At 70.9% G+C, this 20,003-nt stretch carries 17 protein-coding genes; 9 read left to right on the forward strand and 8 right to left on the reverse strand.

The window, feature by feature from the left end:
- Window positions 1–73: 73 nt before the first annotated feature.
- Window positions 74–1,063 (reverse strand): glycosyltransferase family 4 protein, encoded by a 990-nt coding sequence (locus KOI35_RS04540; protein ID WP_246612404.1) that lies wholly within the window; start codon window positions 1,061–1,063, stop codon window positions 74–76.
- Window positions 1,064–1,157: 94 nt separating this feature from the next.
- On the opposite strand from KOI35_RS04540, the gene KOI35_RS04545 reads away from it, so the two are divergent.
- Window positions 1,158–2,846: a glycoside hydrolase family 13 protein gene (locus KOI35_RS04545; protein ID WP_215784683.1), complete on the forward strand. Its 1,689-nt coding sequence runs from the start codon at window positions 1,158–1,160 to the stop codon at window positions 2,844–2,846.
- 151 nt (window positions 2,847–2,997) lie between these two features.
- Here KOI35_RS04545 and KOI35_RS04550 read toward each other — a convergent pair whose 3' ends face one another.
- On the reverse strand, window positions 2,998–3,144 hold the full coding sequence (locus KOI35_RS04550) for a hypothetical protein (protein WP_215784684.1): 147 nt from the start codon (window positions 3,142–3,144) through the stop codon (window positions 2,998–3,000).
- Window positions 3,145–3,200: 56 nt separating this feature from the next.
- A complete protein-coding gene (locus KOI35_RS04555; protein ID WP_215784685.1) occupies window positions 3,201–4,754 on the reverse strand; it encodes a CocE/NonD family hydrolase in 1,554 nt (517 codons plus the stop codon).
- A 55-nt stretch (window positions 4,755–4,809) separates the two neighbouring features.
- On the opposite strand from KOI35_RS04555, the gene KOI35_RS04560 reads away from it, so the two are divergent.
- Window positions 4,810–5,442 (forward strand): TetR/AcrR family transcriptional regulator, encoded by a 633-nt coding sequence (locus tag KOI35_RS04560; protein ID WP_215784686.1) that lies wholly within the window; start codon window positions 4,810–4,812, stop codon window positions 5,440–5,442.
- Here the strand turns inward: KOI35_RS04560 and KOI35_RS04565 are convergent.
- Window positions 5,439–5,804, reverse strand: coding sequence for a VOC family protein (locus KOI35_RS04565; RefSeq protein WP_215784687.1), 366 nt, complete (start codon window positions 5,802–5,804; stop codon window positions 5,439–5,441). The two genes, KOI35_RS04560 and KOI35_RS04565, sit on opposite strands and share 4 nt — an antisense overlap.
- Before the next feature lie 40 nt (window positions 5,805–5,844).
- Window positions 5,845–7,887, reverse strand: coding sequence for an N-acetylmuramoyl-L-alanine amidase (locus KOI35_RS04570; RefSeq protein ID WP_308120783.1), 2,043 nt, complete (start codon window positions 7,885–7,887; stop codon window positions 5,845–5,847).
- 193 nt (window positions 7,888–8,080) lie between these two features.
- Between KOI35_RS04570 and KOI35_RS04575 the strand changes: the two genes are divergently transcribed.
- The 3 genes from KOI35_RS04575 (at window position 8,081) to KOI35_RS04585 (ending at window position 11,987) form a co-directional block, all read left to right on the forward strand.
- Window positions 8,081–10,345, forward strand: a complete 2,265-nt coding sequence (locus KOI35_RS04575; protein WP_308120784.1) for a putative bifunctional diguanylate cyclase/phosphodiesterase — start codon at window positions 8,081–8,083, stop codon at window positions 10,343–10,345.
- An 82-nt stretch (window positions 10,346–10,427) separates the two neighbouring features.
- Window positions 10,428–10,943, forward strand: coding sequence for a TetR/AcrR family transcriptional regulator (locus KOI35_RS04580; protein WP_215784689.1), 516 nt, complete (start codon window positions 10,428–10,430; stop codon window positions 10,941–10,943).
- A gap of 9 nt (window positions 10,944–10,952) precedes the next feature.
- A complete protein-coding gene (locus KOI35_RS04585; protein ID WP_215784690.1) occupies window positions 10,953–11,987 on the forward strand; it encodes an aldo/keto reductase in 1,035 nt (344 codons plus the stop codon).
- A 7-nt stretch (window positions 11,988–11,994) separates the two neighbouring features.
- Here the strand turns inward: KOI35_RS04585 and KOI35_RS04590 are convergent, their stop codons facing one another.
- The gene (locus tag KOI35_RS04590) at window positions 11,995–12,273 is read right to left on the reverse strand and encodes an excalibur calcium-binding domain-containing protein (protein WP_215784691.1); all 279 of its coding nucleotides are present in this window, start codon (window positions 12,271–12,273) and stop codon (window positions 11,995–11,997) included.
- A 170-nt stretch (window positions 12,274–12,443) separates the two neighbouring features.
- Complete coding sequence (locus KOI35_RS04595) at window positions 12,444–13,628, reverse strand: FAD-dependent monooxygenase (RefSeq protein ID WP_215784692.1); 1,185 nt, start codon at window positions 13,626–13,628, stop codon at window positions 12,444–12,446.
- Window positions 13,629–13,686: 58 nt separating this feature from the next.
- Here KOI35_RS04595 and KOI35_RS04600 point away from each other — a divergent pair, with 58 nt between their 5' ends.
- Window positions 13,687–14,607 carry a TetR/AcrR family transcriptional regulator C-terminal domain-containing protein gene (locus tag KOI35_RS04600; protein WP_215784693.1) on the forward strand — a complete coding sequence of 307 codons (921 nt, stop codon included), beginning with the start codon at window positions 13,687–13,689 and terminating at the stop codon, window positions 14,605–14,607.
- Here KOI35_RS04600 and KOI35_RS04605 read toward each other — a convergent pair.
- Window positions 14,565–15,479 (reverse strand): NADP-dependent oxidoreductase, encoded by a 915-nt coding sequence (locus KOI35_RS04605; RefSeq protein ID WP_215784694.1) that lies wholly within the window; start codon window positions 15,477–15,479, stop codon window positions 14,565–14,567. The genes KOI35_RS04600 and KOI35_RS04605 overlap by 43 nt on opposite strands.
- 84 nt (window positions 15,480–15,563) lie before the next feature.
- Between KOI35_RS04605 and KOI35_RS04610 the strand changes: the two genes are divergently transcribed.
- From KOI35_RS04610 to KOI35_RS04620, 3 genes are all read left to right on the forward strand, one after another.
- Complete coding sequence (locus KOI35_RS04610) at window positions 15,564–16,586, forward strand: class I SAM-dependent methyltransferase (RefSeq protein WP_215784695.1); 1,023 nt, start codon at window positions 15,564–15,566, stop codon at window positions 16,584–16,586.
- Between the two features lie 54 nt (window positions 16,587–16,640).
- Window positions 16,641–17,303 (forward strand): hypothetical protein, encoded by a 663-nt coding sequence (locus tag KOI35_RS04615; protein ID WP_215784696.1) that lies wholly within the window; start codon window positions 16,641–16,643, stop codon window positions 17,301–17,303.
- Window positions 17,304–17,422: 119 nt separating this feature from the next.
- Window positions 17,423–19,993: an AfsR/SARP family transcriptional regulator gene (locus KOI35_RS04620; protein ID WP_215784697.1), complete on the forward strand. Its 2,571-nt coding sequence runs from the start codon at window positions 17,423–17,425 to the stop codon at window positions 19,991–19,993.
- The last annotated feature ends 10 nt before the right edge of the window (window positions 19,994–20,003 follow it).

The following is a 20,003-nucleotide window of genomic DNA, read 5'->3' on the forward strand; positions in this document are numbered from 1 at the left end:
CCATTGCGAAACACCGGATAAATACCCGGTTTAACGCGAATTTCACATTACGACGTTAACAAGAGAGGCCTATTCAGCTGACGATTTTTCGGTAAATCTCCAGGTAGTTCTCAACCATCCGGTCGCGGGAGAACCGTTCCCGGGCCCGCCGGGCACAGGCGGCCCGGTCGATGTCGCCGATCCGCTCGACCGCGGCCACGGCTTCGTCCACGTTCTCGACCAGATGCCCGGTCACGCCCTCGTCGACCACTTCCGGCATGGAGCCTTTCCGGTACGCGATCACCGGCGTCCCACAGGCCATCGACTCCACCACCGACAACCCGAACGGCTCGGCGAACCGGATCGGATGCAGAAGCGCGGCCCCGGATCCGAGAATCGTGCCGCGTTCGTCCGGCCCGACCGAGCCCCGATAGACCACGCGGTCCCCGTCGATCCGCGGCTCGATCAGCTCCTCGAAGAACTCGCGGTCCTGCACGATCCCGCACATCACCAGCCGCCGGCCGGCCCGCCGCGCGATCTCGATGGCCAGGTCGGTGCCCTTGTCCGGATGGATGCGCCCGAACAGGATCAGATCCTGGCTCGCGGTCCCCGAAAAAGGCAGCCCGTCCAGGTCGATGCCGTGGTGCACGGTGCCCAGATAGTCGAGATCGGGCGAGCGGTCGCTGTCCGAGATCGAGACGTAGGCCGACCGGCCGCGGCGGTACGCGGGCAGGATGTTCGACCCCGAGAAGCCGTGAATCGTCGTCACCATGGGTGCCCGGCACGAGGCCGAGAACGCCAGCGGCAGCCAGTCCAGGTGGTTGTGCACCAGGTCGAACTCGCCCGAGCGGGCCAGCGCGTGCCCGACGTGCAGCGCCTCCCAGACCCGGCCGTCGAGATCGGCGTTCTCCTCGTAGCCGCCCGGCACCACCCCGTCCAGGGTCGCCTTGGTGATCGAGTCGAGCGTGGCGAACAGGGTGACGTCGATGCCGCGTTCCACCAGTCCCTCGGTGATCAGGCTGGTCACCAGTTCCCACGGGCCGTAGTGCCGGGGTGGCGTACGCCAGGCGATCGGACCCAGCATGGCGACTTTCACGACAATTGCCGTGTATTGGGAGTTAACACGTGCTTAGTATGCCCAGCCGACAACCCGGCCGCCGAAGTGTTAGAGAAGAGCCATGACGGATCTCTGGTGGAAGAACGCGGTCGTTTACCAGATCTACCCGCGCAGCTTCGCGGACGCCGACGGCGACGGCATGGGTGATCTGCGGGGAATCATCGACCACCTGGATCACCTGGCCGAACTCGGCGTCGACGTGATCTGGCTGTCGCCGATCTATCCGTCGCCGCAGGACGACAACGGCTACGACATCAGCGACTACCAGGACATCGAGCCGGTCTTCGGCACCCTCGAGATCTTCGACGAGCTGCTGGCCGGGGTGCACGCCCACGGCATGAAACTGGTCATGGACCTGGTCGTCAACCACTCCTCGGACGAGCACCCGTGGTTCGTCGAGAGCCGATCGGGCAAGGACAGCCCGAAACGCGACTGGTACTGGTGGCAGCCCGCCCGCGAGGGCCTCGAGCCCGGTACGCCCGGCGCCGAGCCGACCAACTGGGGCTCGGTGTTCGGCGGCTCGGCCTGGGAGCTGGACGAGAAGACCGGCGAGTACTACCTGCACCTGTTCTCGAAGAAGCAGCCCGACCTCAACTGGGAGAACCCGGAGGTCCGCGAGGCCGTCTACGCCATGATGAACTGGTGGCTCGACCGGGGCATCGACGGCTTCCGGATGGACGTCATCAACATGATCTCCAAGGTGCTGCCGCTGCCCGACGGACGACTGGTGGCCGGTTCCGCGTACGGGGACGGCTCCCCGGGTTTCATCAACGGCCCCCGCATCCACGAGTTCCTGCAAGAGATGCACGCGAAGGTCTTCGCCGGCCGCGACGCGATGCTGACCGTCGGCGAGATGCCTGGCGTCACCGTCGACGAGGCCATCCTGTTCACCGACCCCGAGCGTCACGAGGTCGACATGGTCTTCCAGTTCGACCACGTCTGGGCCGACCGCGGCGCCGACCCGTGGCTGCTGATGCCGTTGCAGCTCACCAACCTCAAGGCGATCTTCAACCGGTGGCAGGCCGGCCTGGCCGAGGTGGGCTGGAACAGTCTCTACTGGAACAACCACGACCAGCCGCGCGCGGTCTCCCGTTACGGCGACGACAGCGCCGAATATCGGGTGACGTCGGCCAAGATGCTCGGGACGGTGCTGCACCTGCACCGCGGCACGCCGTACATCTATCAGGGTGAGGAACTGGGGATGACCAACTTCCCGTTCCGGACCATCGACGACTTCCGCGACATCGAGGCGCTCGGGCAATATGCGCAGGCGCTCGGCAGCGAGGGGCGTACGGCGGAAGAGGTTTTGACCGTGCTCCGCGCCCGCGGTCGCGACAACGCCCGCACGCCCATGCAGTGGGACTCGTCGGAGCACGCCGGCTTCACCACCGGGACGCCGTGGCTGGCCGTCAACCCGAACTACCCCGAGATCAACGCCGAGGCCGCGCGGGCCGATCCCGATTCGGTGTTCCACTACTACCGGCGGTTGATCGAGCTGCGGCACACCGAGCCGGCGATCGTGGACGGCGATTTCACCATGGTGCTGCCCAACCATGAGCAGCTGTACGCCTTCACGCGCGCCCTCGACGGCACCGAGCTGCTGGTGATCGGCAACTTCTCCGGTTCGTCGGTGCGCGCCGAGCTGGACGACGACTGGTCGGGTGCCGAGCTGCTGCTGAACAACCTGCCGACGGCCCCGGTCGATCTGACTTTGGAGCCGTGGCAGGCGGTCATCTACAAGAGGGCATAAAGATCAAGAGCCTTTTGTCCCGGCGGGGTGGTGGGTGACAGACCGTCGCTCCCGCGGGGACCCGGGCGGGGTGAGCAGGGCGCTGGCGCGCCCGGAACGCTCACCCCACCCGGGCGGCCTGCGTAAGTGGTTGCGCCCAAGGGCAAAAAACCTAGGCCGTGAGCACGGGCCACGCGTAGGCCAGCAGCGCGACGGCGGCGCCGAGCAGGGCCAGGCTGATGCCGCGGGTCGTGATCGGCAGCGCCGCCAGCACGAGCAGGATGACCGCGATGATGTAAAGAACGCCCTGGGTGGACATGGAAGCTCCTCGATTGTGGGGATGGCGGCGCACAGTTACCCCCACATCGAGGACGTTCAAACCATGGTCAACTCGAGCGTCGAACTCGGCCCGATCGTCGTCTCGGTCGGCACCAGGCGGGTCGCGCGGCCGGGTGGCTCGCCGGTGCCGTAATTGCGCAGGAAGCGCGGGTGGGCGCCGCCGCTGATCTGCACGCGCAGGCGGTGCCCGGCCCGGAACACGTGACCGGCGTGGCCGAGGTCGACTTCGATGCGGCCCGCGGCGCTCATCCGGGTCAGGCCGTCGCAGATGTTGAGCGAGCGGCCGGCCGGGTCGACGTCGCAGAGCCGAACAAAAAGGTCGCCGGACGCCGCGGTGGTCGAGGCGTCGAGCGACGCCCGTACCGGGCCCAGCACGGTCACCGGCGTCTCCAGGGCCGGGCCGGTGAAGAGCAGCACGTCGGCGCGCTTCTCGAGGGCCGCCTGGTCGACCTGGCCCTGTGTGCGGGACTGGAGCGCGCCGCCGATCGACGGGGTCGGGTCGGTGGGGTCGTAGCGGAACGTCCAGCCGCGCTCGGCGGTGAACCCGTCGAGTGGCCACGGTCGTGCTTCAGAGCCCGGCGGCGGCCAGTCGGGCAGGTCACGCCATTCGTCCACGCCGCCCACGTGGACCCGTACGGCATAAGCCGGAGGTTCCTGTCGCAGCCGGCGCATCGCCTGGGCGAACACCTCGGGCCAGTCCCGTTCGAGGAAGTTGGTGTGCGTCCACGGGCCGATCAGCAGGTCGACATCGCGCCCGGCCGCCCGCATCCGGGTGTACTGGTCGAACACCTGGTTGGGGCACAGGTCCCACCAGCCGGTGAGCAGGCTGGTCGGCACCTCCATGCCGCCGGCCACCGTGTTCAGGGTGGCGTCGCGCCAGTACTCCGGCTCGGGATGCGCGATCCACTCCTCGACCGATGGCCGCCGGCCCCCGTAGACCGACGGATAGGCGTCGAGCAGCGGCACCGCGTGGGTGGCGTGGCGCAGCCGGAACTGCATCCGGACGATGTTGCCGACCAGTTCGCGGGTGGTGACCCGGCCCTGCTTGAGGGCCAGCCCGCCGACCAGCGCCCGCTCGAGGCCGAAGGCGCCGCCGGCCCAGAAGAAGTCCTGCGGATCGGTGTGGCCGACCTGCATCACCGCGCCGCGCCACTCGGGCGGCGGGTCGACGGCCAGCGCGGCCTGGGTGTAGGCCATGTAGCTGGCGCCGACCGTGAACAGGTCACCGGTGAACCAGTCCTGCTTGCGCAGCCATTCGACGGTGGCTCGGGCATCGGCCGTCTCGTGCTGCCAGGCGTGGAACGTGCCGCCCGAACCGCCGGCGCCGCGGGTGCTCTGCAGCAGCACGTGGAAGCCCTGCTCGGCGAACCGCACCCCGAAGAACAGGTTCCAGGGAAAACCGGTTCGCACGTACGGGGCCCGCACGAGCACGGTCGGGCACGGCTCGCCGGTGACGGGCGCGTAGTGGTCGGTGAGCAGTGGGCTGCCGTCGGCGGCGGGCACCGCCACGGCCGTCTCGCGCTGGACCTGGTAGGGGGCCTTCGGGCCCCGGTCGGCGAGGAGTCGCAGGGACAGTGGCAGTCTTCTCATGGCTACCCCCGGCATTTATCGTACGTTGTACCGGAAATTCTAGCAGGAGGAATCGATGCCCCGTGGACGCCCGCCGGCGCACACCCGTGAGCAGGTCGTGGACGCCGCGATCGGGATCGCCGACGCCGAGGGTCTGGGGGCGCTGACGATGCGCCGGATCGCCCAGGATCTCGGGGCGGGGGCGATGTCGCTCTACACGTACGTGCCCGACAAGGACCGGCTGCTCGATCTGATGGTCGACCGGGTCGGCGGCTCGCTCGTCGTCGGGAAACCAACCGGCGATTGGCGTACGGACCTGATCGCCCTGGCCGGCGCTCAGCGGAAGTTGATGCTGGCGCACCCGTGGTTGCCGGCCGCGTTGCCGAACCGGAGGCTGACCGGGCGCAACATGCTCGCGTACCTGGAAACGGGTTTGGCCTGTCTCGAACCGACCGGTCTCGACGGGCCCACCAAGCTGGAGATCGTCGCGTTGATGACCGGTTTCGTGGCGTCCTTCGTGACCTCCGAGCAGGGTGGGGCGGCCCCTCAGGAGGAGCAGGTCGCGCTGATCGGTGAGGCCGTGGCCAGTGGGGACTTCCCGCAACTGGCGGCGGCCCTGACCGAAGGGGGTCAGGGCCGCGAACCCGGTTTCGACCGCATCGCCGACTGGATGATCACCGGTCTGGTGACGCAGGCTTTGGAATTCTAGGAGCGCAGACAGACGTCGAACGGGTGGCCGCCCGGGTCGAGCAGCACCCGCCAGCGGTCGGGCTGGGGCTGCTCGTCCGGCTTGGTCGCACCCAGGGCGAGGGCCTGCTCCTCGGCCTTGTCCAGGTCGTCGACATAGAAGTCGAGGTGGTAGCGCTTGGGCGCGCTCTCGGTGGGCCAGCCCGGCCCGGAATAGCCCGGGACCTGGCCGAACCCGATGCTGGTCGAGCCGTCGCCGATCATCGCGTACTCGGCCTGGGCGTGCAGCACGTCCCAGCCCAGCACGGCGGCGTAGAAGCGGGCCAGCCCCTCGGGGTCGGACGCGTCCAGATTGATCATCGCCAGTTTTGCGAATCCACTCATGCTGAACACCCTCCCCCGAGAGGCTGACACCCTCTGTCAGTTATTTCAGGTAGACCAGCCCGTCGAGTGCCACTCCCGGGCGACCCCGGGTGCCCTCGACCACGACCCGCACGGTGTGCGAGCCGCTGTCCGGCCACGAGCGGGACCAGGCCACCTGCCGCGGCGCCGAACTCGCCGAGCGCAGGTCGACCATGCCCTGCGGCCGTCCGTCGACGAACACCCCGACCCGGCCCGCCCGCGGACCCTTGCTGAAGACGAGCGCGGCCGAGGTGCCACTGAACGTCCAGCTCGCGCTGGCGCCGCGCACACTGCCGCCGACCGCCGTGCCGCCGAGGTAGCCACCGTTGCGCAGGGCGCGCCAGCTGCCGGTCCGGCGGGCCGAGACCTCCGAGACGACCCACGGCGCACGGGTGACGGAAGCGCTGTTGGCGTTGCCGGCCCGGTCGACCGCGCGCACCGTGAACTGCGTGGCCCGGTTCGGCGGCGCCGCCACATCACGGCTGCGGGCGGTGTTGCCCAGGTTGATCGTGAGCGGCCCGGTCAGGGTCACCGAGCCCATCGAGACGGCGTCGCGGACGTCCCAGCGCATCCGCAACGGCACGGCCCGGCTGCTCACCGTGCCCGGCCGCAGCGCGAGGGCCGGCTTGGCCGCGAACACCGGCGCGTCCGGGTCGACGATCACCCGGCTGCTGACGCTCGACGACCGGCCCGACAGGTGCAGCGCCCGGACCGTGACGTCGTGGCTGCCCGGCGTCAGGCGGAACGGGACCGACGAGCGCCGGGAGTTCGGCGTAGCCACCCGCAGCACGCCGTCGACCCACACCTCGAACCGGTTGATCAGCACGGTCGGCGTGGTCGTGGTCCAGGCCGGCTGGATCAGACCCCGGGTGAAGTAGCGACGCGCGGCCAGTGCGGTGCCGCCGATCCGCAGCACGTGCAGCCCGGCCGGAGCCCCACCGGCCACCGCGCGGATGTTCGGCAACTGGGCGTAGAGCGCATTGCCCGGGCACGCGGTCAGGCCGGCGTCGCGATGGCCGGCGATCCGCCAGAGCGTGGCCTTGCGGCCCAGGGCATAGCGGTTGCCGCCGCCCGAGGTGAGCACGACCCGGCCGTTCGGGGCATTCCCGTACGCCCCCAGCTTGTACGCGGCCACGGCGGCGATCACGGTGCGGACCCGCGGCGTGACCCGGACCCCGCCGTAGTTGCCGATCACGGCGATCGAGCTGGCGTCGGCGTTGAAGCCCATGGTGTGCGCGCCCAGCACGGTCCGGCCGACGCCGCCGCCGCGACCCTCGAAGACGGTGCCGCACTTGTCGACCAGGAAGTTGTAGCCGATGTCGTCCCAGCCGCGGCTGCGCACCTGATAGGCCTGGATGCCCCGGACGATGCTCGCGGACTGGGAGCAGCTGTAGCCGTTGCCGGTGGCCGTGTGGTGCACGAAGAAGACCTGGGTCGGGCCGGTGTATTCGGGCGTGCCCTTGACGATGGCCTCGTTGGCTCGCCAGCCGGCGCGAGTCACCATCCGCGGTACGGGGCGGGCCGGGAGCGCGATCTTGGCCTTGGGCGCCTGTCGGCCCGTTACCGCTCTTCGGCCCGTCGCCGCTGATTCGAGGATGGGCGTCGGGGCGTCCGGGTTGATCAGGTCGACTCGCAGGCCGGCCGGCGGTCGTCCGCCGGTCATCCGGGCCTCGACGCCGTCGGAGGCCCCCACCCACAGCGGATCGGATGCGCCGCGGGAGTCACCGGGAGCGCGCCCGTCGGTCTCGAGCGTCTGCCAGCCCGTCCACCGCCCGGACCCGGCCGCCCGCGTGCGCACCTGCACGACCCCGTCGACCGTCTCACGCGGGTTTTCCCAGGTCACACCGATCAGGCTGAACGGCTTGATCATCGGGAGCAGCCACCCATACCCCCGCCCGGCCGGGGGGCGGGACGACCCTACCGCTAGATCAACGGTCTGCAGAGCCGGGGCGACCTCGGCCCGCGCGGGCTCCCGGTCGACCGCTCCGGCCGGGACTCCGCCGGTGCCCGCCAGCACCGCGAGCAGCCCCGAGGCAGCCAGAAGTTTCGTCCGATTCCGGTGCACGTGTCCCCCCGTGGTGCTGGTTGATCGGCCAAGTGACACTGTGCCGTCCGAGGTCGGTCCCGTCCCCGGAATCCGAAACAAAGTCGGACGTATCCGTCGAAGAGCCATGCATCCTGACCGAACGTCCGGCGTGTCTGTCTTTTAAAGAGCGGCCCGGCGTGGCCGATGGAAGGGCGTGAACAAATTCCCGGCCGTGCGCTCCCTGCTGGGCCGGCATGGCTTCGGGATCCATCTGACTCTGGGGACGCTCGCGCTCGTCACGATGGCGTTCGGCCCGGAGTGGGCCCAATCGCCCGCGACCCTGGTGATCGTGGTGCTCGGCCTGTTCGCGCTGCACGCCGGACCGCGTCGCTTCCTGCCGCGCGAGGATCATGCGCCGTGGCGGTACATCCTCACCGGCGCCTACCTCTTCGTGGCCACGATGCTCATCCGCATCGTGTTCCCGGGCACGGACGCGACGCCGCCCACGCCCCTGATGCTCATCCCGGACGCGGTGATTCTGCCCGCGTACCTGTGCATCGGCGGCGCCTACGCCGGGATGCTGCGGCGCCGGCGCGCGGCCGAGGACGACCCGGCCCGGATCGACGCGGTGCTGGTCGGCCTGGCCTCGGCCTTCCTGGTCTGGACCTTCGTCATCGAGCCGGCCCTGGCCAACTCGGGCATGAGCCCGCTGCGGGTGATCGACGCGCTGTTCTCGATCTTCGACGTGGTGCTGCTCGTGCTGGTCGCCCAGCTGATGCTGGCCGGCGGCGTGCGACTGCCCGCGATGTGGCTGCTCATCGTCGGTGCGAGCGCGATGTTCCTCGGCGACACCTACTACACGCTGCGCAACGCCGAGCTGGTCGACATCTCGGCGCACACGCTGGACACACTGTTCATGGTGATGTTCGTGGCGATTCCGGCCGCCGCGTTGCACCCGTCGATGCGTACGCTCACCGAACCGCAGAACATCGTCGTGAGCGACCTGAGCCGCCGCCGGCTGTTGCTGATCGGCCTGGTCGTGTCGGTGCCGACGGCCGTGACCTCGATGATGCCGTCCGGCACGCTGGCCAACGACCTGATCCGCACAGCGCTGAGCGTGCTGCTGATGCTGGCCGTGCTGGCCCGGGTCGTCCGCTCCAACAACTCCCGGGCCCGGGCCGAGCAGGCCAGCCGCCGCCGCGCCACCCACGACGCGCTCACCGACCTGCCCAATCGCGAGATGCTGACCGAGACGGTCAGCGCCTGGGGTGACCGGGTGGCGGCCGAGCAGCTCGAGATCAGCCTGCTCTTCATCGACCTCGACCGGTTCAAGATGGTCAACGACCACTGGGGGCACCAGGTCGGCGACGAACTGCTGTGCGCCGTGGCGGCCCGGCTCTCGGCCCAGGTGCGCGCCGAAGATCTGGTCTGCCGGATCGGGGGCGACGAGTTCGTGGTCGCGCTGGCCAGCCCGTCGCATCTGCGTCTGGCCGACTCGCTGGCCGAGCGGCTGCTCGAGGAGTTCGGCCGGCCGTTCCGCCTGTCCGTCGGCGACGTGGTGGTATCCGCGTCGATCGGACTCGTGAAGTCGTACGGGGGAGCTCACGCCCTTGAATTGATCCGCGACGCCGACACCGCGATGTACAAGGCCAAGGGTTCCGGACGCAACGCCGTGGCCCTGTTCGACTCGACGCTGCGCGACAAGGTGCGCGACCGGGTCAACCTCGAGCAGGCCCTGCGCGGCGCGGGGGAGCGGGGCGAGCTGGCCGTGCACTTCCAGCCGATCGTCGACGTGGCGACCGGTGAGCTCGACGGCTTCGAGGCGCTGATGCGCTGGGAGTCGCCCGAGCTGGGGTTTGTCAGCCCGATGGAGTTCATCCCGGTCGCCGAGGAGACCGGCATGATCGTCGAGATGGGCGAGTGGCTGCTGCGCGAGTCGGCCCGTCAGCTCGTCGAGTGGTCGCTGCAGCGTGGGCCCGGCGCGCGCCCGCTGCACGTCTCGGTCAACGTGGCCGTACGGCAGCTGCGGGACAGTTCCCTCGTACGCGTCGTCGACGAGGTGCTGCGCGACACGGGTCTGCCGCCGTCGGCGCTGTGGCTCGAGATCACCGAGTCCGGCGTGATGGAGAACATCGAGTCGGCCGTGCTGACCCTGAACGCCCTGCACGCGCTCGGTGTGACGCTGTGCATCGACGATTTCGGTACGGGCTACTCCTCGCTCAGCTACCTGCAGCGTCTGCCGGTCGGCATCGTGAAGATCGACCGCTCGTTCGTCTCGCGGATCGGCGACGGCACCAACGAGCCGATCGTCCGGGCCGTGCTGGCCATGACCCACGCGATGGGCCACCGGGTCGTGGCCGAGGGCGTCGAGACCGCCGAGCAGCGCGACTGGCTGCACAACCAGGGCTGCGACCTGATCCAGGGCTGGTACTACGGCAAGGCCGAGCACCCCCGCAACCTGACGAACTGGATCCTGCCGCAGGTCCCCGCCGCTTAGCTCCACGTAGGTGGAAAGCCTTTCCGTTTCTGTGCTACGGTTCGAAACGGAAAGGCTTTCCGCATCTAGGCAGGGTGGCGAGATGGTACGGGCGGACGCGCAGCGCAACATGGACGCGCTGCTGACAGCGGCGATGACGGTGTTCACCACGTCCGGGGTCGACGCGCCCGCCAAAGAGATCGCCGACCTGGCCGGGGTGGGCGTGGGCACGCTCTACCGGCACTTCCCGCAGCGCTCCGACCTGATCGTCGCGGTGCTGCGGCACGAGATCGACGCCCTGGCCTTCCAGGCGACGACCCTTTCCGTAGCGGAGTGGTTCGCGGCCTACGTGGAGTTGCTCGCCACCAAGCCCGGGTTCGCCGCCGCGTTGCATTCGGGCGATTCCGCGTACGAGGCCCTGCCCGGCTACTTCCACGAACGCCTCGCGCCCGCCCTGCAAAGTCTGCTCGACCGCGCCGCCCCCTCCGTCCGGCCCGATGTCGACGCCGGGGATCTGCTCTACGCGGTCGCCCTCCTGTGCCAGCCCGTCGCCGCGAAGGGTCGCGCCTACACCGACCGCATGGTGGGCGTGCTGCTCGACGGCATCCGAGAAACCTAGGAGACCACCATGCAGTACCGCCCGCTCGGCCGCACCGGCATCCAGGTCAGCCCGTACGCGCTGGGAGCCATGATGTTCGGTTCGGCGCTCGGCGTCGGCAACGCCGATCACGACGACGCGATCCGGATCATCCACCGGGCCCTCGACGCCGGGATCAACTTCATCGACACGGCCGACGTGTACTCGTACGGGGAATCGGAAGAGATCGTCGGTCGAGCGCTCCAGGGCCGTCGCGACCAGGTGGTGATCGCCACCAAGTTCGGCCGGCCGATGAGTGAGGACCCGAATCAGCAGGGCGCTTCCCGGCGCTGGATCAGGCAGGCGGTCGAGGGTTCGCTGCGCCGCCTGCAGACCGACTACATCGACGTCTACCAGATGCACCGCCCCGACCCCGGCACCGACCTCGAGGAGACGCTGTCGGCGCTGACCGACCTGGTCCGCAGCGGCAAGGTGCGCGCGATCGGGACGTCCGGCCTGCCCGCGTCCGACATCGTGGAGACGCAGTGGCTGGCCGAACGACGCGGCCTGGAACGCTTCCGCACCGAACAGCCGCCCTACTCGATCCTCAATCGGGGCATCGAACGTGACGTGCTGCCGGCCGCCCGGAAATACGGCATGGGCACGCTCGTCTGGGGCCCGCTCGGCCAGGGCACGCTGACCGGCCGCATCCGCAAGGGGCAGGAGACCGACCTGCGCCGGACCCGCTTCTTCACCCACGTGTCCGACGCCCGCCGCCTCGACGTGGTCGAACAGCTGGTGCCGCTGGCCGACGAGGCCGGCCTGCCGCTGACCCACCTGGCCGTGGCTTTCGCGATCGCCCACCCCGGCGTGACCAGCGCCCTGCTCGGCGCCCGCACCATGGACCATCTCGACGACCTGCTGGCCGGCACCAAGGTGACTCTGCCCGACGACCTGCTGGACCGGATCGACGAGATCGTCCCGCCCGGCACCGACGTCGGCCCGCTCGACCAGGCCTACGTGCCCCCGGCCCTGCAGTCCACCGCCGCCCGGCGCCGCGCCCCGGCCGACCGGGCCGCCGCGTAGCCCGCCGTTACTTCTTTTCGCAGGCGACGCCGTCCTTGTCCCGGTCCAGTTTGGTGTTCAGCTTGTACACGGCCGTGTAGACGGTGAAGTTCGTGACCGGCTTGGCGCCCTTAGCCACCTTGTCCTTGCCGCCGAGCTTGGCGACGCCATGCTTGTACACCTTGTTCAGGGCGGTGCAGTTCTTGTACTTGACCGGCTTCGGCGCGGCATAGGCAGGCGCCGAGAGACCGATCAGACCGGCGGTCACGGCAACAGCAACAGCGGTCCGGGCAACAAGATTGGTCATGCGAGTTCCGTTCAACGAATGCGGATCGGACACGCCATTGAAGCCCAGCCACACTCGCCGGCGACATCCCCGCCGACCGCTTTCGGCCCCATTCCGGAGTTGATCGCCGACCGTCGAATGCCGGAAACCCTTGTGGACACCGAAGCAGAAGAACACGGCGATAGCAGAAATCAGGATGACCGTGTAATGCAGTCGTAATCCGGGAGTGTGACGGCCTCGGCCTTGGCGAAATGTTTGGCCAGCAACTGCCGGGCCGGCCACCGGTTCATCGACCGCATCGACAGCGACTTCATCCGGATCATCAGGCGCGAATGAGGGGCGAAGGCGGCCATGCCGCCCGGCGGCAGTTGGGTGCCGTCGGCGACGTAGGCGGCCATCGCGGATTGATACCGGGCGAACGCGGCCGATGGAGATGATGCCGTGGCCAGTTCGCCGGCCAGTATGTAGGCGCCGACCAGGGCCATGCTTGTGCCCAGCCCGGCCAGCGGCGACCCGCAATAGCCGGCGTCGCCGAGCAGGACCACCCGGCCGCGCGACCACTGTTCGACGTGGACCTGGTCGATCGAGTCGTAGTAGAAGTCGTCGGCGGCGGGGAGTGCGGCCAGCAGCGACGGTGCCCGCCAGCCCACGCCGGCGAAGCGGTCGGCGATCAGGCGCCGTGGATCGGTGCGGCCGGGTGGAGTCGCGGCGCGGAACGTCAGGCTGGCCTTGGCCGTGCCACCGCGTTCGGGGCGAAGGCCCGCGACCCGGCCGCCGGGGGCGTTGAACATCTCGAACCAGTTGTCCAGGTCGCCGGGATCGGGCACCGAGAAGAGGGCACCGTAGCCGCCGAGGGGGCGTACGAAATCGGCCTCGGGACCGAATGCCAGCGCCCGCACTCCGGAGTGGACACCGTCGGCGCCGACCACGACGTCGTAGCGTTCGGTGCCGCCGCTCGCGAACGTCGCGTCCACACCGTCGTCATCCGGAGAGAGGCGGGTGAGGCGATCGCCGTACCGGTAGTCGGTGAACGCGGCGGTGGCGTCGAGCAGGACGCGGGCCAGGTCGCCTCGCGCGATCTCGATCTCGGCCACGATGCCCTCGCCACCGAACTGGTCGGCCGGCATGGTCGCGATCCGCCGGCCTCGCGCGTCGACCAGGGCCCAGCCGCGTTCGTCGACGCGGTTGTCCAGGACGGCGGGCATCAGGCCCATCCGGTCGGTCACCGTGCGGGCGGCCCCGCGGATGTCGACCGCATGGCCACCGGGCCGCGGGCCGGGTGCCCGCTCGACCACGGTCACGTCGGCGCCGGCCCGATGCAGCCACCACGCCAGGGCTGGTCCGGCGATGCCGCCGCCGGAGATGAGGATTCGCATCTGCGTACTGTGTATTCGCGTGTACTAGGACGGCAAATTGCTCTAGTACGGTGGGGTGATGGGCGATGAGCGTACTAGTACGGAGGCGCCGTACCGCCGGATCGTGACCGAGATCCGGCGGCGCATCGAGGCCGGCGAGCTGCGGCCGGGTGACCGGGTCCCGTCGGCCCGGGGGATCACCCGCGAGTGGGGCGTCGCGATCGCCACCGCGACCAAGGCGCACGCCGCCCTGCGTGACGAGGGGCTGACCATCTCACGCCCGGGGGCCGGCACCGTTGTCGCCGGGCCGGTGCCGCGGCGCGAGCACGAGCTGAGCCGCGACCGGATCGTCCGGGCCGCGGTGGCCATCGCCGACGCGCACGGGATGGCCGAACTGACCATGCGCCGGCTCGCGGCCGAGCTCGACGTGGCCACGATGGCGCTCTACCGGCACGTGCCGAGCCGCGACGACCTGGTTGTCGGCATGATCGACGTGGCCGTCGGCACGATCCGGCTGCCGCCGCGCCACCCGCCGAACTGGCGCGACGGCCTCGAGTTGTGTGCCCGCGAGGAGTGGGCCGCCTTCCAGCGCCACCCCTGGCTGGGCCCGTCGATGTCGCTGACCCGCCCGCAGGCCGCGCCCAACGGCATCCTGCTCAGCGAGTGGGTGCTGGCCGCGTTCGACCGCACCACCCTCACCGCCGAGGAGCGGATGTACGTGCAGATCATGCTGTTCACGTTCGTCCGCGGGCTCTCCTCGGCGCTGGAGATCGAGCGGGAGGCCGTACGGGAAACGGGTTTGACCGATCAGCAGTGGCTCGAGACCCAGGCCGGCACCCTCACCGAGATGATCGACGCGGGGCGGCTGACGCATTTCCGCGAGCTGACCGAGCACGGCTTCGACTTCGGCCTCGATCGGCTCTTCGAGTTCGGCCTGGCCCGCCTGCTCGACGGCATTCAGCTGTTCGTGGAGGCCAGAAGCAGCACGACCTTGCCCTGACTGTGACGCGACTCCACGGCCCGGTGCGCCTCGACCACCGAATCCAGTGGGAACGCGTGCACCGGCATCACCACCTCACCGCGGGCGGCCAGCTCGACGACGCGGGCGAGCCGTTCCGGGTCTCGGCCGGCCCGCACGACGCGGGTGCCGTGCTCGGCCGCCGTCTTGTCGTCGACAATCGTGCCGACGCGATCCGGGGCGATGCCCAGCTCGAGCGACTGCGTGATCGCCTCACCCCCGGCCCCGTCCAGCGCCACCGTCGGGTGCAGACCGGTAGCGCGTACGAGAGAAACCAGATCTTTCCCGTACGACACCGGCACGGCACCCTGGCGGCGCACGCGCTCGTGATTTTCGGGGCCGGCACTGCCGATCACGGTCGCGCCGGCCAGCCGGGCGAGCTGGGTGGCTACGGTGCCGACACTTCCCGCGGCCGCGTGCACGAGCAGCACGTCGTCCGCGCCGACACCCAGCTCGAGCAGCGCGCCACTCGCCGTCTGGGATGCGGCGACCAGTGCGGCGGCGGTCGGGAAGTCGAGGTTGTGCGGCTTGCGGACGACGTTCGCGGCGGGCACGCAGACCAGCTCGGCACTGCCGTTCAGCATGGTCGACCCGAGCACGGGGTCACCGACGGCCAGATCCCGTACGCCTTCCCCCAGCGAGTCGATCACACCGGCGTACTCCTGGCCGATCGTCTGCGGGAACTCGACCTTGGCCCACGGCATGGTCCCCTCCCGCACGGCGACGTCGAACGGCTGGACGCCGGCCGCCAGCACCCGGACGCGTATCTCACCCGGCCCCGGCACCGGATCGGGAATGTGCACCACGTGCAGCACCTCGGGCGGACCGAACCGGTCGAACACGGCAGCTCTCATGCACCGGAGTCTGCAAGTTGAAGCTCGGTTCAGGTCAAGCGCGCTGCACGCGTTCTGCACGCGGGGCGGTCCACGCTCGTACGCATGAATCTGACTGAGCGTCTTCTCACCGCGTTGATCGGGGCGGCCGAGCTGTGCACCGTCGAACTGGGCCGGGAACTGGGTCTCTACGAGGCCCTGCGGGACGGCCCGCTCGACGCGGCCGGGCTGGCCGAAGCGACCGGGATCGACGAGCGTTACGCCCGGGAGTGGCTGGAACAACAGGCCGCCGCGGGCTTCCTGACCGCGGAGTTCGCGCTGGCGCCCGGGGCCGCCGAGGCGTTGCTGGACGAGGGCGGGCCACAGTTTCTGGGTACGGCCGGGGAGTTCGCGGTCGGTCTCGGACTGCTCACCCCACGGGTGATCGAGGCGTTCCGCACCGGCGAGGGCATCCCGTACGCCGACTACGGCCGCCACATCCGGCACGGCATCGCGGCGTTCAACCGTCCGATGTTCGACCACGAGCTCACCACGACCTGGCTGCCCGCCGTACCGGAGATCGAGGCTCGCCTGCGGTCCACGCCCGGAGCGCGGGTGCTCGATCTGGGCTGCGGAGCCGGCCACTCGTCGGTCGCGCTGGCCCGGGCCTATCCGGCGATCACCGTACGCGGGATCGACCTGGATCCGGACTCGATCACCGACGCCCGGACGGCAGCCGCGGCGGCCGGGGTGGCCGACCGGGTGACGTTCGCCGTGGCCGACGCCGCGTCCTCGCCCCGCGACGAGTACGACCTGGTGACCGTTTTCGAGGCCCTGCACGACATGGGCGATCCGGTCGGGGTGCTGCGCGCGGTCCGCCCGTCGCTGGCCCCCGGCGGTAGCGTGTTCATCGGCGACGAGCGGGTCTCGGACGAGTTCGTCGCGCCGGCCGGGGAGATCGAGCGCATGCAGTACGCGTTCAGCGTGCTGCACTGCCTGCCCGCTACCCGGGCCGAGAAGCCGGTGATCGCCAACGGCACTGTCCTCCGTGCGCCGACGCTGCTGGCGTGGGCGCGTTCGGCCGGCTACGAGTCACCCGAGGTGCTGCCGATCGAGAACGACTTCTGGCGGTTCTATCGACTGCGTTAGATCCGTCGCGCATCGGACAGCGCCGACCGGCCGAAGCGGGCGCAAACTGCGGCTATGGCTTCGACTGGGCGAGGCACTGAGTCGCGAGCACTCCAGCACGCCGGCTGGGCCGGCGCCGTGGCGGTCGTGCTGCTCATCGCCGGGTTGTCGATCTCCGCGACGGCCAGCATCGAGGAACCGGGCCTGTCCGACGCCGCGGTCGCCGGCCGGCTCGACGACGGTGCACGGCAGGCCGCCGCCGGCGTCGGGCTGCCGCTGCTCTGCCTGGGGCTCGCGCTAATGCTCTGGTTCGCGAGTGGACTGCGACGGCTGCTCGACCGGCAGTCCGGCGGCGACCCGCTCACCCACACGATCGTGCCGGCGGTGGCGTTGCTCGGCGGGCTGATGATCACCAGCATCTCGCTCGGCGTGGCGAGTGCGGTCGGGGCCTCCCGCGGCGAGTTCACCCCTGACCCGGCCACCGCCCGCGTGCTCAGCACGGCCGGTGGCCTGATCGGCTTCAGCGGACTGGTCGGGGGCGCGGTCCTGATCGCCGTGACCACGCGGATCGCCCACCGGGCGCGCGCCCTGCCGACGTGGGTCGCCTGGCTGTCGTACGCCGTCGCCGTGCTGTGCCTGTCCGGTTTCTGGGGCGCCGACGCGGCGGCCGCGCCCTTCTGGCTGGGGGTGATCGGCGCCGTCGTCGGCCTGCTGCGCGCCGCGCGAGCCCGGGACTGATCATGCGAGCAATCCGGATCGCGCGGCAGGGCAAGCCGACCACGCCCCTGGCCTGACCGTGCTGTCGGCTTCTGGCCTGGTGAGCGCGGATGCCGGGTCCCGGTCGTAGGGTCGGCGGCGTGCTCGTGCGGATGCTCGGGCCGTTCGCGGTGGACGGCGACGACGGGCCGGTCGTGGTGGCCGGCGCCAGCCAGCGGATCGTGCTGGCGCTCCTCGCGCTGCACGCCGGGCGGCCGGTCGGCGTGACGGCGATCGCCGGCGCGCTCTGGCCCGACGACCCGCCGCCCTCGGCCCGCAACAGTCTGCAGTCCCATGTGGCCCGTCTGCGGGCGGCCCTGAAGCAGCCTGGCCTGATCACGCTCGGCCCGGCCGGCTACTGCCTACACGGGACAGACACTGATGTCCGTACGTTCGAGCGCCTGCTGCGAGACGGCAGTGTGGACGAGGCGATCGCGCTCTGGCGCGGGGCTCCGCTGCCGGAGTTCGATCGGGAGCCGTTCCGCGGGCACGCGCAGCGGCTCACCGCCCGCTATCGGGACGCCCTGCTGACCGTCGAACCGGGTGAGCGCCTGCGGGCCGAGGCGGCGGCCGATCCGTGCTGGGAGGGCGGCGCCGTCGCGCTGGCTCGGATGCAGGCGAGTGCCGGGGAGGCGCTCGAGACGCTGCGCCGGCACGCGGACGCGGTGGTCGAGCGGCTCGGCCTCGACCCGTCGGAGAGGGTCCGGGCGCTGCAGACGTCGCTGGCGCGTGGACCCGTACGGGAAAAGGGTCTGCTCGGCCGTGATGAGGAGCAGCGGCGCCTGACCGAACTGCTTCGCGAACCCGGGCTCGTCACCGTGGTCGGGCCGGGCGGCGTCGGGAAGACCCGGCTCGTGCGGGAGACCGTGCGGGCGGGCGCCTGGATCGACGCGACCGACGGGGACTTCCTCGCCGCCGTGCTCGTCGGGGTCGGGGCGCGGGCCGGGCCGCTCGACGATCCGTACGCGCTGATCGGAAGGCACGCCCGGGAGCTGGATGTCGTCGTGCTGGACAACTGCGAGCACGTGGTCGAGCTCGCGGCCCGGGTGGTCGAGGCGATGCCGGGCGCACGGATCGTCGTGACCAGCCAGGAGCGGCTGCGCGTGGAGGGCGAGCGGGTGCTGGAGCTCGGGCCGCTCGACGAGGGTGCGGCGGCGCGGCTCTTCCGGGAACGGGCGGGCGTCGACGCCGAACCGGCCGCGGTGGGGGAGATCGTCCGGCGGCTCGACCGGCTGCCGCTGGCCATCGAGCTCGCGGCCACGCAGGCGGCGGCGCTCGGGGTCGGGGAGCTGCGCGACCGGCTCGACGACCGGCTCGACCTGCTGGTCCGGGGCCGTCGCACCGGTGCCGCCCGGCATCGCACGCTGCGCGCGGTCGTGGAGTGGTCGGCCGGGCTGCTCGACGCGCGGGAACGCGAGGTGCTGGGCGCGCTCTCGGTCTTCGCGGGCGGGTTCCGGGTCGGGCCGGCCGAGGCGGTGGCCGCCGGTCCCACGGTGGCGGCGACGCTGGCCGCCCTGGTCGACAAGTCGCTCGTCGCGCGCGACGGTCACGGCCGGTTCCGGCTGCTCGAGACGATTCGCACGTACGCCGCCCAGCAGCTCGCCGGCGACCGGGAAGCGCTGTGGAGACGGCACGCCGACGCGATGCTGGACGCCGTGCGGCGCCTCGACCGGGAGTTCCGTGGTCCGGGGCAGGCCGAGGCCGTACGGGAGCTGGATGCCCTCCTGCCCGATCTGCGCCTCGCCGTCGCGCGCCACTGCCACGTCGAGGAGCTGGCCGCCGCCCTCTACCGCTACGGCTACCGCTGCCAGCAGTACGAGGTGCTGGCCTGGGGCCGGACGGCCACGACAAACCCGGACGCCCTGGCCGCGGCGGCCACCCACGCGTGGGGGCGAGGCGATCTGGACGAGGCCCGCGCGCTGGCCGCGAAGGCGACCCGGCCCAGCTCGGCTGTCCACGAGGTGCTGGGCGACGTCGCGCTGGTGTCCTGCGATCCCGGGACGGCGCTGGCGCACTACCGGGCCATGGACGACGAGCCGGTGCACCGGGTGGCCGGGCTGGTCGGCGAGGCGCTGGTGCTGGCCTGGTCGGGCCACGCCGCCGAGGGGATCGCGGCCGCCGAGTCCGCCGTCGATCTGGCCGACGCGTCCGGCAACCCCAGCGCGCGAGCCGAGGCGCGCTACGGGCTGGGGGAGACGTTGGGGGACATTTTTCCCGTACGGGCCCTCGCGCTGCTCACCGAGGCGGCCGAGCTCGCCGCGAGCGTCGACGACCGGTTGTTCCGGGGCGCGGCCGAGTCGGCGGCGGTGGCGATCCGCAGCCGGCACGGTGATCCGGCGGTCGCGCTGGCCGCGTTCCGCGACGTCCTGGCGCTGTGGCGGCGGGTCGGCAACGACACCCTGCGGGCCGCCGCCCTGCGTAACCTGGTCGTCCTGCTGGTGCGGGCCGGCGCTGACGAGACGGCCGTGCTGGTCGACGCCGCGTTACCGCCGGCCGACGTCTATCCGGCCGAGCGGGCCCGCCTGGACCGGGCGCGTGCGGCGGCGGCTGAGCGGCTCGGCGCCGATCGTGTGGCCGCCCTGCGCCGGCGTGGCGCCCGTCTCTCCGCGGCCCAAGTGCACGACGAAGCGTCACGCGCCATCCACGCTGCGCTCGCCCGACGGGGTGGGTAGGTCACGATCG

Source organism: Paractinoplanes bogorensis (assembly GCF_018829635.1).
Taxonomy (GTDB): domain Bacteria; phylum Actinomycetota; class Actinomycetes; order Mycobacteriales; family Micromonosporaceae; genus Actinoplanes; species Actinoplanes bogorensis.

Coding starts and splice junctions, on each gene's coding strand:
- KOI35_RS04540 (WP_246612404.1), bottom strand. CDS start 1,063: ATGCTGGGTCCGATCGCCTGGCGTACGCCACCCCGGCACTACGGCCCG.
- KOI35_RS04545 (WP_215784683.1), top strand. CDS start 1,158: ATGACGGATCTCTGGTGGAAGAACGCGGTCGTTTACCAGATCTACCCG.
- KOI35_RS04550 (WP_215784684.1), bottom strand. CDS start 3,144: ATGTCCACCCAGGGCGTTCTTTACATCATCGCGGTCATCCTGCTCGTG.
- KOI35_RS04555 (WP_215784685.1), bottom strand. CDS start 4,754: ATGAGAAGACTGCCACTGTCCCTGCGACTCCTCGCCGACCGGGGCCCG.
- KOI35_RS04560 (WP_215784686.1), top strand. CDS start 4,810: ATGCCCCGTGGACGCCCGCCGGCGCACACCCGTGAGCAGGTCGTGGAC.
- KOI35_RS04565 (WP_215784687.1), bottom strand. CDS start 5,804: ATGAGTGGATTCGCAAAACTGGCGATGATCAATCTGGACGCGTCCGAC.
- KOI35_RS04580 (WP_215784689.1), top strand. CDS start 10,428: ATGGTACGGGCGGACGCGCAGCGCAACATGGACGCGCTGCTGACAGCG.
- KOI35_RS04585 (WP_215784690.1), top strand. CDS start 10,953: ATGCAGTACCGCCCGCTCGGCCGCACCGGCATCCAGGTCAGCCCGTAC.
- KOI35_RS04590 (WP_215784691.1), bottom strand. CDS start 12,273: ATGACCAATCTTGTTGCCCGGACCGCTGTTGCTGTTGCCGTGACCGCC.
- KOI35_RS04595 (WP_215784692.1), bottom strand. CDS start 13,628: ATGCGAATCCTCATCTCCGGCGGCGGCATCGCCGGACCAGCCCTGGCG.
- KOI35_RS04600 (WP_215784693.1), top strand. CDS start 13,687: ATGGGCGATGAGCGTACTAGTACGGAGGCGCCGTACCGCCGGATCGTG.
- KOI35_RS04605 (WP_215784694.1), bottom strand. CDS start 15,479: ATGAGAGCTGCCGTGTTCGACCGGTTCGGTCCGCCCGAGGTGCTGCAC.
- KOI35_RS04610 (WP_215784695.1), top strand. CDS start 15,564: ATGAATCTGACTGAGCGTCTTCTCACCGCGTTGATCGGGGCGGCCGAG.
- KOI35_RS04615 (WP_215784696.1), top strand. CDS start 16,641: ATGGCTTCGACTGGGCGAGGCACTGAGTCGCGAGCACTCCAGCACGCC.